Annotated in this window: 11 protein-coding genes; all 11 read right to left on the bottom strand. The window is 66.5% G+C overall.

The genetic code is table 11. The features are described 5' to 3' along the window. Nucleotides 1–177: 177 nt before the first annotated feature. Nucleotides 178–1,191: a class II fructose-bisphosphate aldolase gene (fba, locus tag ASC78_RS03000; RefSeq protein WP_055796170.1), complete on the bottom strand. Its 1,014-nt coding sequence runs from the start codon at nucleotides 1,189–1,191 to the stop codon at nucleotides 178–180. A 50-nt stretch (nucleotides 1,192–1,241) separates the two neighbouring features. Beyond that, entirely contained in the window at nucleotides 1,242–2,423 is a 1,182-nt protein-coding gene (locus tag ASC78_RS02995; protein WP_055796167.1) for a phosphoglycerate kinase, read from the bottom strand. Beyond that, nucleotides 2,420–4,459 carry a transketolase gene (gene tkt, locus ASC78_RS02990; RefSeq protein ID WP_055796164.1) on the bottom strand — a complete coding sequence of 680 codons (2,040 nt, stop codon included), beginning with the start codon at nucleotides 4,457–4,459 and terminating at the stop codon, nucleotides 2,420–2,422. The genes ASC78_RS02995 and tkt overlap by 4 nt, the downstream gene beginning before the upstream one ends. 60 nt (nucleotides 4,460–4,519) lie before the next feature. Further along, nucleotides 4,520–5,398: a phosphoribulokinase gene (locus ASC78_RS02985; protein WP_055796161.1), complete on the bottom strand. Its 879-nt coding sequence runs from the start codon at nucleotides 5,396–5,398 to the stop codon at nucleotides 4,520–4,522. Between the two features lie 81 nt (nucleotides 5,399–5,479). Continuing rightward, the gene (locus ASC78_RS02980; protein WP_055796158.1) at nucleotides 5,480–6,553 is read right to left on the bottom strand and encodes a class 1 fructose-bisphosphatase; all 1,074 of its coding nucleotides are present in this window, start codon (nucleotides 6,551–6,553) and stop codon (nucleotides 5,480–5,482) included. A 19-nt stretch (nucleotides 6,554–6,572) separates the two neighbouring features. Further along, nucleotides 6,573–7,301, bottom strand: a complete 729-nt coding sequence (locus tag ASC78_RS02975) for an HAD-IA family hydrolase (protein WP_055796155.1) — start codon at nucleotides 7,299–7,301, stop codon at nucleotides 6,573–6,575. Beyond that, complete coding sequence (gene rpe, locus ASC78_RS02970) at nucleotides 7,298–8,002, bottom strand: ribulose-phosphate 3-epimerase (RefSeq protein ID WP_055796152.1); 705 nt, start codon at nucleotides 8,000–8,002, stop codon at nucleotides 7,298–7,300. The genes ASC78_RS02975 and rpe overlap by 4 nt, the downstream gene beginning before the upstream one ends. Beyond that, on the bottom strand, nucleotides 8,003–8,806 hold the full coding sequence (locus ASC78_RS02965) for an HAD-IA family hydrolase (protein WP_055796149.1): 804 nt from the start codon (nucleotides 8,804–8,806) through the stop codon (nucleotides 8,003–8,005). Continuing rightward, entirely contained in the window at nucleotides 8,803–9,732 is a 930-nt protein-coding gene (gene cbbX, locus ASC78_RS02960; RefSeq protein WP_055796146.1) for a CbbX protein, read from the bottom strand. The genes ASC78_RS02965 and cbbX overlap by 4 nt, the downstream gene beginning before the upstream one ends. A 35-nt stretch (nucleotides 9,733–9,767) precedes the next feature. After that, the gene (locus ASC78_RS02955; RefSeq protein ID WP_055796143.1) at nucleotides 9,768–10,187 is read right to left on the bottom strand and encodes a ribulose bisphosphate carboxylase small subunit; all 420 of its coding nucleotides are present in this window, start codon (nucleotides 10,185–10,187) and stop codon (nucleotides 9,768–9,770) included. A gap of 49 nt (nucleotides 10,188–10,236) precedes the next feature. Further along, entirely contained in the window at nucleotides 10,237–11,694 is a 1,458-nt protein-coding gene (locus ASC78_RS02950; RefSeq protein WP_327198106.1) for a form I ribulose bisphosphate carboxylase large subunit, read from the bottom strand. Nucleotides 11,695–11,732: the final 38 nt, after the last annotated feature.

The following is an 11,732-nucleotide window of genomic DNA, read 5'->3' as shown; positions in this document are numbered from 1 at the left end:
GTGGGCGCCGGGATGCCGGCGCATGTCGTCTCGACGCGGTATCCCATTTGTTGGCAAATTGGATCGCGCCGGCGACGTGAGCACATGGAAGGAATGTCCTTTCCTTCTCCTTCGATAAGTACTGGAACGGCCCAGAAAGCCTGGGGCTTTTGTCCTGCTTGAAGCGTCAGCCAGCCGCTACATCGCCAGGGGCTTGATCCTCGAAGCCATGCCCGCGGTCCCGAAAGCCTGGAACCGATCGATGCAGAGATCGCGCGCGGCCGCCGTGGCCTCCTTCAGAAACTTGCGCGGATCGAACTCGCTGCGGTCACTGCCCATGGCGCGGCGCATGGCGCCGGTCATGGCCAGGCGGATGTCGGTGTCGATGTTGACCTTGCGCACCCCGTGCCGAATGCCTTCCTGGATCTCCTCGACCGGCACGCCGTAGGTTTCCTTGATGTCGCCCCCGTAGTCGCGAATCACCGCCAGCCATTCCTGCGGCACGGACGAAGAGCCGTGCATCACCAGGTGCGTCTTCGGAATGCGCGCGTGAATGTCCTTGATGCGGTCGATCGCGAGGATGTCGCCGGTCGGCTTGCGGCTGAACTTGTAAGCGCCGTGCGAGGTGCCGATGGCAATGGCCAGTGCATCCACGCCGGTGCGCGAGACGAAATCGGCCGCCTGCTGCGGATCGGTCAAGAGCTGGTCGTGCGACAACACGCCCTCCGCGCCGCTGCCGTCTTCCTCGCCGGCCATGCCCGACTCGAGCGACCCGAGGCAACCCAGCTCGCCCTCGACCGAGACGCCGACCGCGCGCGCCATCTCTACCACGCGGCGGGTCACGTCCACGTTGTAGTCGTAGCTGGCGGGCGTCTTGGCGTCTTCCATCAGCGAGCCGTCCATCATCACGCTGGTGAAGCCCGAACGGATGGCCTGCATGCACATCGACGGGCTGGCGCCGTGGTCCTGGTGCATCACGATCGGGATCTCGGGGTACATCTCGACCGCCGCCTCGACCATCTTGCGCAGAAAGGGTTCGCCCGCGTATTTGCGCGCACCCGCCGAGGCCTGCAGGATGACCGGGCTGTCGGTTTTTCTTGCGGCCTGCATGATGGCCTGGATCTGCTCCAGGTTGTTGACGTTGAACGCCGGCACGCCGTACTGGTGCTCGGCGGCGTGGTCCAGCAATTGACGCAGCGAAATCATGGCCATGGAAACAGCTCCTGTGGATGTTGGAAATAGGTATGAGGGCGCCAGTTGCCTCAGTGCCGGCGGTCCTGCAGCGCCTTGACGGCCGGCAGGCTCTTGCCTTCGAGGAATTCGAGGAATGCGCCGCCCGCAGTGGAGACGTAGTCGATGCACTCCTCCACCTCGAACTGGTTGATGGCCGCGACGGTGTCGCCGCCGCCCGCCAGCGAGAACGCATCCATGCGCGCGATGGCGTTGGCCAGCGTGCGCGTGCCGTGCGAGAACTGCTCGATCTCGAACACGCCCAGCGGTCCGTTCCAGACGATGGTTTTGCACTGGCCGAGCGTGGCGACGAGTTGCGCCACCGACTCGGGACCGAAGTCGAGGATCATGTCGTCCGGCGCCACGTCGGCCACCACTTTCACCGTCGCGCGCGCGTTCGGCGAAAACTCGGTGGCGGTCACCACGTCGGTCGGCATGAACAGCCGCGCACCTCGCGCCGAAAGCGCCGCGGTCACGGCACGCGCCGTCTCGACCATCTCGGGCTCGCACAGGGACCGCCCGACCGGATGCCCCGCCGCCAGCAGAAAGGTGTTGGCCATGCCGCCGCCGACCACCAGCCATTCGACCTGCGCCGCGAGCGACTCCAGGATCGACAGCTTGGTCGACACCTTGGACCCGCCGACGATCGCGGCAAGCGGCCGAGCCGGATTCGCGAGCGCACGGCCGAGTGCGTTCAGCTCCGACGCCATCAGCGGCCCGGCGCAGGCCACGGGCGCAAGCCGCGCCAGCGCCTCGGTGGTGGCTTCAGCCCGGTGCGCGGTGCCGAAAGCGTCGTTCACGTACACGTCGCACAGCGCCGCCATGCGCCGCGCCAGGGCTTGCGCGTTGGCTTTCTCGCCCACGTTGGCTCGGCAGTTCTCGAGCAGCGCCACGTGGCCGGGCGACACCTCGAAGGGACTATCGACCCAGTCGCTGACCAAGGTGACGGGTGCGCCCAGCAATTCGCCAAGCCGCACAGCCACTGGCGCCAGCGATTCGCCGTCGGCAAGCCCGCCTTCCTTCGGCCGGCCCAGGTGCGAGGTGACCATCACTCGCGCCCCCTGCGACAGCGCGTGCCGAATGCCGGCCAGGCTGGCACGGATGCGCGTGTCGTCGCTGATGCGACCGGCGGCGTCGAACGGCACGTTCAGGTCGCAGCGGATGAACACGCGCTGCCCACGCAGGTCGATCTGATCGAGCGTGTTGAACGTCATGCGGCCTCTTTCACATGAACCACCGCGGCGTTCGCGAGCAACCGCCGCGCGCGCTCGGCTACCACTTCGGCCGTAAGGCCGAAGAGCTTGAACAGTTCCCCCGCCGGCGCCGATTCGCCGAAGCGGTCGAGCCCGACCACGTCACCGTATTCACCGACGAACTTCCACCACAGTCCGGTGCTGCCCGCCTCCACCGCCACGCGCGGCAGATGGCGCGGAATCACCGCGTGGCGCCATTCCTTATCCTGTCGTTCGAACACGTCCATGCACGGGACGGACACCACGCGCGCCTCGATGCCCTCCTCCGCCAGCAAGGCCGCTGCGGCCAATGCCACGCCGACCTCGGAGCCGCTCGCCAGCAGCGCGACGCACTCGGCCTCCGGGCGCCGCAGCACATAGGCACCGCGCGCAATGGATTCGATGCGCTCCTCGCCGCCGCCCGCATGCGGCAGCGCCTGGCGCGTCAACAGCAGGCAGCTCGGCCCGTCCACGCGGCGCAGCGCCTGCCGCCACGCCACGGCCGTTTCGGTGGCATCGGCTGGCCGCCAGACGTCGACATCGGGAATCAGCCGCAGGCTGGAGGCGTGCTCCACCGGCTGGTGCGTCGGTCCGTCTTCACCGAGCCCGATGGAATCGTGCGTGAAGACGTAGACCACCGGCAGCTTCATCAACGCCGACATGCGCACGCCGTTGCGCGCGTAGTCGGAGAAGGTCAGGAAGGTGCCGCCAAACGGACGGAAGCCGCCGTGCAGCGCCAGCCCGTTCATGATGGCCGCCATACCGAACTCGCGCACGCCGTAGTGCACGTGGTTGCCCGTTCCCGTGCCCTTGAGCGCGCGGTGGCCCTTCCAGTCCGTGAGGTTCGATCCCGTGAGGTCAGCCGAGCCGCCGATCAGTTCCGGCATCGCGGGCCCGACCTCGTCGAGCACCACCTGCGAAGCCTTGCGCGTGGCCACAGAGGCCTTGCGTTGCTCCGCACCCGACGCGGCCGAAGCCAACGCCGCCTCGACCTGCGCGGTGAGCGGCGCATCGGTGCGATGGCGTCGCAGCAGCTCGCGCGCCAGCACCGGAAACTCCTCTGCATAAGCGGCAAAGCGTTCTTGCCACGCCTTGTGCAGCGCGGCGCCCGATTCGCGCGCCGACCACGCCTCGGCAACCGCAGGCGGCACTTCGAACGGCGCGGCGTTCCAACCCAGCGCCTGCCGCGTCAGCGCGATCTCGGCATCGCCCAGCGCCTCGCCGTGCGCCTTCGCGGTTCCGGCGCGGTTCGGCGAGCCCTGGCCGATGCGCGTCTTGCAGCACACCAGCACCGGCCGGTCCGCGGTGATGGCCCGGGCGATGGCAGCGTCGAGCGCCGCGGCATCGTGGCCGTCGACGTTGCGCAGCACGGTCCAGCCGTAGGCTTCGAAGCGGCCGGGCGTGTCGTCGCTGAACCAGCCGCCCACCTCGCCGTCGATCGAGATGCCGTTGTCATCGTAGAACGCCACCAGCTTCTTGAGGCGCCAGGTGCCTGCGAGCGAGCAGGCCTCGTGGCTGATGCCTTCCATCAAGCAACCATCGCCCAGGAACACATACGTTCGATGGTCGATCACCTCGTGGCCCGGCCGGTTGAATTCTTCCGCCAGCAGCTTCTCGGCCAGCGCCATGCCGACCGCGTTGCTGATGCCCTGCCCCAGCGGCCCTGTGGTCGTTTCCACACCCGGCGTGACGCCGACCTCGGGATGCCCCGGCGTGCGCGAATGCAGCTGCCGAAAGCGCCGCAGCTCGTCGATCGGCAATGCATAGCCGCTCAGGTGCAGCAGCGCATACAGCAGCATCGAGCCGTGGCCGTTCGAGACGACAAAGCGGTCGCGGTTCATCCAGCGCGGGTCGGCCGGGTCGTGCCGCAGGCGGTGCCGCCATAGCGCCTCCGCGATGTCGGCCATGCCCATCGGCATGCCCGGGTGGCCGGAGTTGGCGGCTTGCACGGCGTCCATGGCCAGCGCGCGGATGGCGTTGGCGCACTGCGTGCGCAAGGCGAGGTTTTCAATCGTCATGCCGGAGGTCCTGTTGTTTGTTCGTATGTATGGAAGCCTGTGGTTAGGGCGGTGCAGCCGCTATATCGCGTACGACTTCTTGCGGCGCTCCATGAGCCGCAGGATCATCGGCGTGAAGATCAGCTGCATGGCGAGCTCCATCTTTCCGCCCGGCACCACCAGCGTGTTGGCGCGCGACATGAACGAGTCGTGCAGCATGCTCAGCAGATACGGAAAGTCGAAGCCAATCGGATTGGCGAAGCGGATCACCACCAGGCTCTCGTCCGGGCTTGGAATGGTGCGCGCAATGAAAGGGTCGGAGGTGTCGACCACGGGCACGCGCTGAAAGTTGATGTGCGTGCGCGTGAACTGCGGGCAGATGTAATGCACGTACTCGTTCATGCGGCGCAGGATCACGTCGGTCACAGCCTCGGTCGAATAGCCGCGCGTGTTCTTGTCGCGGTGCAGCTTCTGGATCCACTCCAGGTTGATCACCGGCACCACGCCGATCAGCAGGTCGACGTGGCGTGCGATGTCGACCTTCTCCGTCGTCACGCCGCCGTGCAGGCCTTCATAGAACAGCAGCTCGCTATCGGGCAGCGTCTCCCATGGCGTGAAGGTGCCGGGCTCTTGCTTGTAGGGCGCCGCCTCCGTGGCGTCATGCAGGTACTTGCGGCTCTGGCCCACGCCCGCTTCGCCATAGTCGCGAAACAGCGCCTCGAGCTCCGCGAACAGGTTCGCGTCCTCGCCGAAGTGGCTGAAGTTCCGGTTGCCGGCGGACTCGGCCTCGGCCATGGCCACTTTCATGGTCGTGCGGTCGTAGCGGTGAAAGCTGTCGCCCTCCACGATGGCCGCCTTGACGCTCTCGCGCCTGAAGATGTTCTCGAAGGTTCGCGTGACGGACGTGGTGCCCGCGCCGGACGAGCCGGTGATGGCAACGATGGGATGCTTGGCTGACATGGTGGTGCCTCGGGGAGATAAAGAAATTCTTGCGGGGCCGCTCGGGCTCGGCCCCGGTGTATGTGGGTGCTCTGGTGCGTTTCAGGCGGCGGTCGCAAAGAGGCCGCGCTTGCCGAACAGCGGCGCCTGGTAGGTGTCCTGCGGCGCCTCGTTGTGATAAGCCTCCACACGCGCCACCTCTTCGGAGGAGCCGAAGACCAGGCCGATGCGCTGGTGGATCGACTCCGGCTCGACCGACATCAGCCGCCTGCGGCCGGTGCTCGACATGCCGCCGGCCTGCTCGATCAGGAAGGAAATGGGATTGGCTTCGTAGAGCAGCCGCAGCCGCCCGTCTCGGCCCGACTCCTTGCTGTCGCGCGGGTACATGAAGACGCCGCCGCGCATCAGGATGCGGTGCGTCTCGGCCACCAGCGAGGCAATCCATCGCATGTTGAAATCGATGCCGCGGGAACCCTCCTTGCCGGCCAGGCATTCGTCGACGTAGCGCTTCACGGCCGGTTCCCAAAAGCGGCTGTTCGACGCGTTGATCGCAAATTCGTTGGTATTCCGCGGAATGCGCAGGTTCGGATGGCTCAGTACCCATTCGCCCAGCTGCGGGTCGAGCGTGAACGCATGCGTGCCGTTGCCCAGGGTCAGAACCAGCATGGTCGATGGACCGTAGATCGCGTAGCCCGCGCCGACTTGTTCGGTGCCTGGCTGCAAAAAGTCTTCGGGCTTTGCATCGGCCTCTGGCGTGGGCGCGCGCAAGATCGAGAAGATGCTGCCCACCGCCACGTTCACGTCGATGTTCGAAGATCCATCGAGCGGATCGAACAGCAGCAGATACTTGCCGCGCGGGTATTGCCGCGGCGGCAGATAGGGCTCTTCCAACTCTTCTGACACCATGCCCGCAACGTGCCCTCCCCACTCGTTGGCGCGCAGGAACATGTCGTTGCTCACCACGTCGAGCGTCTTCTGTTCCTCGCCCTGCACGTTCTGCGTGTTGGCGCTGCCCAGCACGTCGCCCAGGGCGCCGAGCGCCACCTTGCGCGAGATCGCCTTGCAGGCAAGAGAGACGTCGGTGATGAGCGCGTTCAGCGCGCCCGTGGCCCCGGGGTGGCGGCGGCGCTCCTCGATGATGTATTGGGTCAGCGTGGCCTTGCCTGCAATGGGCATGATCGTCTCCTGGTTGATTTCAATATCTGGTCGTTGTCGTCGTTTCTTCATCCCGGCGGACGGCGCGCGACTCGCGCACCGTCAACAGCAGCTGCTGCGGCGTTGCGACCCGCCAGGCCGGCGCCACAGCGGCTGCGTCCGAAGCCGCATGGCCGCCATAGCCCCAAGCCACCAGCGCCGCCGGCGAGCCGGCCGCTTGCGCAGCGAGCAGGTCGGCCGGGCCGTCGCCCACCATCAGCAGGCGCGCGGGTTCCACACCCAGCTGGCGCGCCGCGGCCTGCAGCAGATAAGGCGCGGGCTTGCGCTGCGCCGCCGCGTCGGCACCAAAAACCCCGGCCATCGGCTGCAGCAGGCCGGCTGCATCCAGCACGGCGCGTGCCAGCGGCGTCGGCTTGTTGGTGACCACCACCATTGGCAGCGCACGGCGCAGGCCGGCGATCAGCTCGGCAATGCCATCGAACACGCTTCCGTGCTTCAGCGGCGCCGCCAGCGTGGCTGCGTCGAACGCCTTGCGCAGCTGGCTGCGCAGCGCCTCGCTGCCGCCGAGGTCTTGCCGCCGGAGCGCCTGCAGGATCAGCGCATCGGGGCCGTCGCCGATCCATGCGCGCACGGTGGCCAGGTCGAAACGTTCAAGCCCAGCCTCTTCCAGCGCGGCATTCAGGGCGACGCGGATATCCGGTGCGCTGTCGACCAGCGTGCCGTCGAGGTCGAAGGCGATCGCGTCGATATCGCGCAAGTCTTTTGTCATGCGGAACGCCCTTCCACGTCGCGCCGGCCCTGCAGCGCCTGGGTGCGGATCGCATCGATGGCTTCGCGGTAGCGGCCGCCGCTGAACACCGCCGAGCCCGCGACCAGCGTGTCGGCCCCCGCAGCGCCAATGCGCGCGGCGTTGCCGGGCTTCACGCCACCATCGACTTCCAGCCAGATGTCGCACCCCGTGGCATCGATGCGGCGGCGCACCGCCTCGATCTTCGGCAGCACGCTCTCGATGAAGCTCTGCCCGCCGAAGCCGGGATTGACCGACATCAGCAGCACCAGATCGAGCTGGTCCAGCACGTGGTCGAGCACCTGCAGCGGCGTGGCGGGGTTGAGCACCAGGCCGGCCTTGCAGCCGCTGGCCGTGATCAGCCGGATCGTGCGATCGATGTGCTCGCTGGCCTCGGGGTGGAACGAGATGATCGAGGCACCCGCCTCCGCAAACATCGGGATCAGCGCATCGACCGGCTTGACCATCAGGTGCACATCGATCGGCACCGTTGCATAGGGCTTGATGGCTTCGCACACCAGCGGACCGATTGTCAGATTCGGTACATAGTGGTTGTCCATGACATCGAAATGGATCAGGTCGGCCCCGGCCTGGATGACCGCCGTGACCTCTTCGCCGAGCCGCGCGAAGTCGGCCGACAGCAGGCTGGGCGCAATCCGCATCGTGGTCTGGTTTTTCTGCATCTAGCTGTCCTCTCGGTAAAGCGCCTGCACGGCATTCATTGGCGGGGCCACGCTGGCCAATCGCAGCAGTTCCTCGATGCCGAGCCACGCAGAAGACGCCAGGTGCCCACCGGGCTCCCCCGGCAGCGGCTGCGCGGGGTCGCCGAGGCTGGGCAGCACCAGGCCCGCGCCGCTGAAATCGCTGCCCTCGGTCCAGAAAGTGGGCGTGACCAGCGTCCAGAGCCCGGCACCAAGGGCCGAGTGAAGTCCGTTGACCGAGTCTTCGATCGCAATGGCGCGCTCGGGCGGCACGCCGAGCGTGTCGAGCGCCAGCAAGTAGATGTCGGAGGCCGGCTTCTTCGCACGCACCTGGTCGCCGCAGGCAATCACGTCGAACATCGCGAGGCCGCGAGGGCCCAGCGTGGCCTGTAGCAGCGCATCGATGTTGGCGGCCGTGGTGGTGCTCGCAATCGCCAAACGCAAGCCGGCGTCCTGGGCCTCGTCGAGTAGACGCAGCACGCCGGGGCGCAGCTCGATGCCACCGCGCCGCGCCATGTCGGTGTAGTGCTGCGTCTTGGCGGCGTGGACCTCCGGCACCCGCTCGTGCAGCCGCTTCTTCTCCGGTGCGCGGAGGGGCAGTGAATCGATGTAGGTCTTCATGCGCTCCTTGCCACCGGTGACCGACAGCAGCGAGCGGTATTCGGCCTGCGTCCAGTGCCAGCCGAGCCCGAGCTCTTCGAACGCGAGGTTGAAGGCCATGCGATGGACTTCCTCCGTGTCGGCCAGGGTGCCGTCGACGTCGAATACGAGGGCTTCGATGCTCATCGCTGGGCTCCTTCCGTTTGCGCCGCATTCGCCGGAGGATTGAAGACGCGGCTCGCAAGAATGTCCTGCGCCTGCAGCGTGCAGAGCTGCTCGCGCGTCAGGGCCTCTTCGCTGCCGAACAGCCGCGTGGCGTGGCGCAGCCGGATGCGGTCGAGCGCATTGCGGATCGATCGCGCATTGGCAAAGTGCGGCTGGCTGCGCCTGAGACTCACGTAGCGCGAGAAGGTGGATGCCGCACCATCGTCGAAGCTGTAGTTCAACCGCCCCAGCATGAGCTGCGCGATCTGCATCAGCTCGGCTTCGCTGTAGTCCGGAAAATCGATGTGGTGCGCAATGCGCGAGGCCATGCCCGGGTTGCTGCTGAAGAAGGTCTCCATGCGATCCTTGTAGCCCGCGAGAATCACCACCAGATCGTCACGCTGGTTCTCCATCACCTGCAGCAGGATCTCGATCGACTCCTGTCCGTAGTCGCGCTCGTTCTCCGGCCGATAGAGGTAGTAGGCCTCGTCGATGAACAGCACGCCGCCCATCGCCTTCTTGATCACTTCCTTGGTCTTGGGCGCCGTGTGGCCGATGAACTGCCCCACCAGGTCGTCCCGCGTCACCGCCACCAGGTGGCCCTTGCGCACGTAGCCCAGCTGCTTGAGCACCTCGGCCATGCGCATGGCCACCGTGGTCTTGCCGGTGCCCGGATTGCCGGTGAATGACATGTGCAGCGAGGGCGGCTGAGACTGCAGCCCCTGCTCCTGGCGCAGCTTGTCGATCAGAAGCAGCGCCGCAATGTCGCGGATGCGGCCCTTGACCGGCGCCAACCCGATCAGCTCGGCGTCGAGCTGGTCGAGCAGCGCCTTCACGCCCGAAGACTCGAAGAGCTGCTTCGGCGCCGTGGCAACGGCCGGGGTGGCGGGGGTTTCGGTGGCGTCCATGCGTGCCTCTGGCAATGTGCGTGCGGCGGTTTCGCTCAGTACCGGCTGCCTTCGGGCCGCGCCTGCACCGCGTAGCTCTCCATGCTGTAGCGGATCGTGCGACCCGGCTCCTCCGTGCGGATGAGGCGGAAGCCCGGTTCGTTGGAAGGCCGGTTGACGATGAAGGACATCACCACCGACTCGGTGCCGTGCGTCGAGTCGAACGCCGTCACGCGGATGTATTGCTGCGGAAAGGTCTTGCGGCAGGACGCGAGTTCGAGCATGACGCCGGCGGCATCCTTGATGTCGAACATCGGGTTGCCGAACATCTCCCAGAAGGTGTTGCGCGGATGCGGATCGTCGGTGTATTCGAGGCCGATGGCCCAGCCCTTGTCCAGGCAATACTCGATCTGGCGGCTGATCTGCTCGTCGCTCAAGTCGGGCAGGAAGGAAAAAGTGCCTTGTGTGATTCGCATGTCTGTTGCTCCTGGAGAACTGCGGAACGGGGGGAACGGATTCAGGGATTCAGGCCACCGACGGTGTCGGCACGTAGTCCGACGTATCGGTGGAGGCGTAGTTGAAGGAGATCTCGCCCCAGGTATCGAGCGCGGCCGCCAGCGGCGTGCACCACTTGGCCGCGTTGCGCAGGATCTGTGGCCCTTCGTTGGCGATGTCGCGGCCTTCGTTGCGGGCCAGCACCATGGCTTCGAGCGCGACGCGGTTGGCCGTGGCGCCGGCCTGGATGCCCTGCGGATGCCCGATGGTTCCGCCGCCGAACTGCAGCACCACGTCGTCGCCGAACAGGTCGAGCAGCTGGTGCATCTGCCCCGCATGGATGCCGCCCGAAGCCACCGGCATCACCTTGCGCAGCGCGCCCCAGTCCTGGTCGAAGTAGATGCCGCGCGGCAGGTCGACCTTGGTGTGCGTATCGCGGCACACGTTGTAGTAGCCCTGCACCGTCATCGGGTCGCCCTCGAGCTTGCCGACCGCCGTGCCCGCGTGGATGTGGTCCACGCCGGCCAAGCGCATCCACTTGGCGATGACGCGGAAGCTCACGCCGTGGTTCTTCTGACGCGTGTAGGTGCCGTGGCCCGCGCGGTGCAGATGCAGGATCATGTCGTTCTGCCGGCACCAGTGGCTCATCGACTGGATGGCCGTGTAGCCGACCACGAGGTCGATCATCACGATCACCGAGCCCAGCTCCTTGGCGAACTGCGCGCGGCGATACATCTCTTCCATGGTGCCGGCCGTGACGTTCAGGTAGCTGCCTTTCACCTCGCCGGTGGCGGCGCTGGCCTTGTTGACCGCGTCCATCACGAAGAGGAAGCGATCGCGCCAGTGCATGAACGGCTGCGAGTTGATGTTCTCGTCGTCCTTCATGAAGTCGAGCCCGCCGCGCAGGCCCTCATACACCACGCGGCCGTAGTTGCGGCCCGAGAGCCCGAGCTTCGGCTTGGTGGTCGCGCCTAGCAGGGGCCGGCCGAACTTGTCGAGCCGCTCGCGCTCCACCACGATGCCGGTCGGAGGGCCGGGGAAGGTCTTGACGTAGGCGACCGGAAACTTCATGTCCTCCAGCCGGGCGGCCTTCAGCGGCTTGAAGCTGAAGACGTTGCCGATGATGGAGGCCGTCACGTTGGTGATGGAGCCCTCTTCGAAGAGCGAGAGGTCATACGCCACGTAGCAGAAATACTGGCCCGGGTTGTTGGGCACCGGCTCCACCTTGTAGGCCTTGGCGCGGTACATGTCGCAGGCGGTGAGGCGGTCGGTCCACACCACGGTCCAGGTCGCGGTGGACGATTCGCCGGCCACCGCCGCAGCGGCTTCGATCGCGTCCACGCCGTCTTGCGGCGTGATGCGGAACAACGCGAGGATGTCGGTGTCCTTGGGCTGGTAGTCGCCATCCCAATAGCCCATTTGCGCGTACTTCAGCACACCGGCCGAGTAGCGCTTCTTGGCGTCGGTGATCTGGATTGCTTCGTTCATGTTGCCCATGGAGTGCCTCTCGAGTGAAGGGGTTTGGT

Source organism: Variovorax sp. Root318D1, from assembly GCF_001424835.1.
GTDB lineage: Bacteria > Pseudomonadota > Gammaproteobacteria > Burkholderiales > Burkholderiaceae_C > Variovorax.
The sequence above is the reverse complement of the archived record's forward strand: the minus strand, read 5'-3'. Positions and strand labels throughout refer to the sequence as shown.

Bases quoted from the DNA above. Each gene is read 5' to 3' on its own strand.
- rpe (WP_055796152.1), bottom strand. From the start codon at position 8,002: ATGCAGAAAAACCAGACCACGATGCGGATTGCGCCCAGCCTGCTGTCG.
- ASC78_RS02950 (WP_327198106.1), bottom strand. From the start codon at position 11,694: ATGAACGAAGCAATCCAGATCACCGACGCCAAGAAGCGCTACTCGGCC.
- tkt (WP_055796164.1), bottom strand. From the start codon at position 4,459: ATGACGATTGAAAACCTCGCCTTGCGCACGCAGTGCGCCAACGCCATC.
- fba (WP_055796170.1), bottom strand. From the start codon at position 1,191: ATGGCCATGATTTCGCTGCGTCAATTGCTGGACCACGCCGCCGAGCAC.
- ASC78_RS02975 (WP_055796155.1), bottom strand. From the start codon at position 7,301: ATGACAAAAGACTTGCGCGATATCGACGCGATCGCCTTCGACCTCGAC.
- ASC78_RS02985 (WP_055796161.1), bottom strand. From the start codon at position 5,398: ATGTCAGCCAAGCATCCCATCGTTGCCATCACCGGCTCGTCCGGCGCG.
- cbbX (WP_055796146.1), bottom strand. From the start codon at position 9,732: ATGGACGCCACCGAAACCCCCGCCACCCCGGCCGTTGCCACGGCGCCG.
- ASC78_RS02995 (WP_055796167.1), bottom strand. From the start codon at position 2,423: ATGACGTTCAACACGCTCGATCAGATCGACCTGCGTGGGCAGCGCGTG.
- ASC78_RS02965 (WP_055796149.1), bottom strand. From the start codon at position 8,806: ATGAGCATCGAAGCCCTCGTATTCGACGTCGACGGCACCCTGGCCGAC.
- ASC78_RS02955 (WP_055796143.1), bottom strand. From the start codon at position 10,187: ATGCGAATCACACAAGGCACTTTTTCCTTCCTGCCCGACTTGAGCGAC.
- ASC78_RS02980 (WP_055796158.1), bottom strand. From the start codon at position 6,553: ATGCCCATTGCAGGCAAGGCCACGCTGACCCAATACATCATCGAGGAG.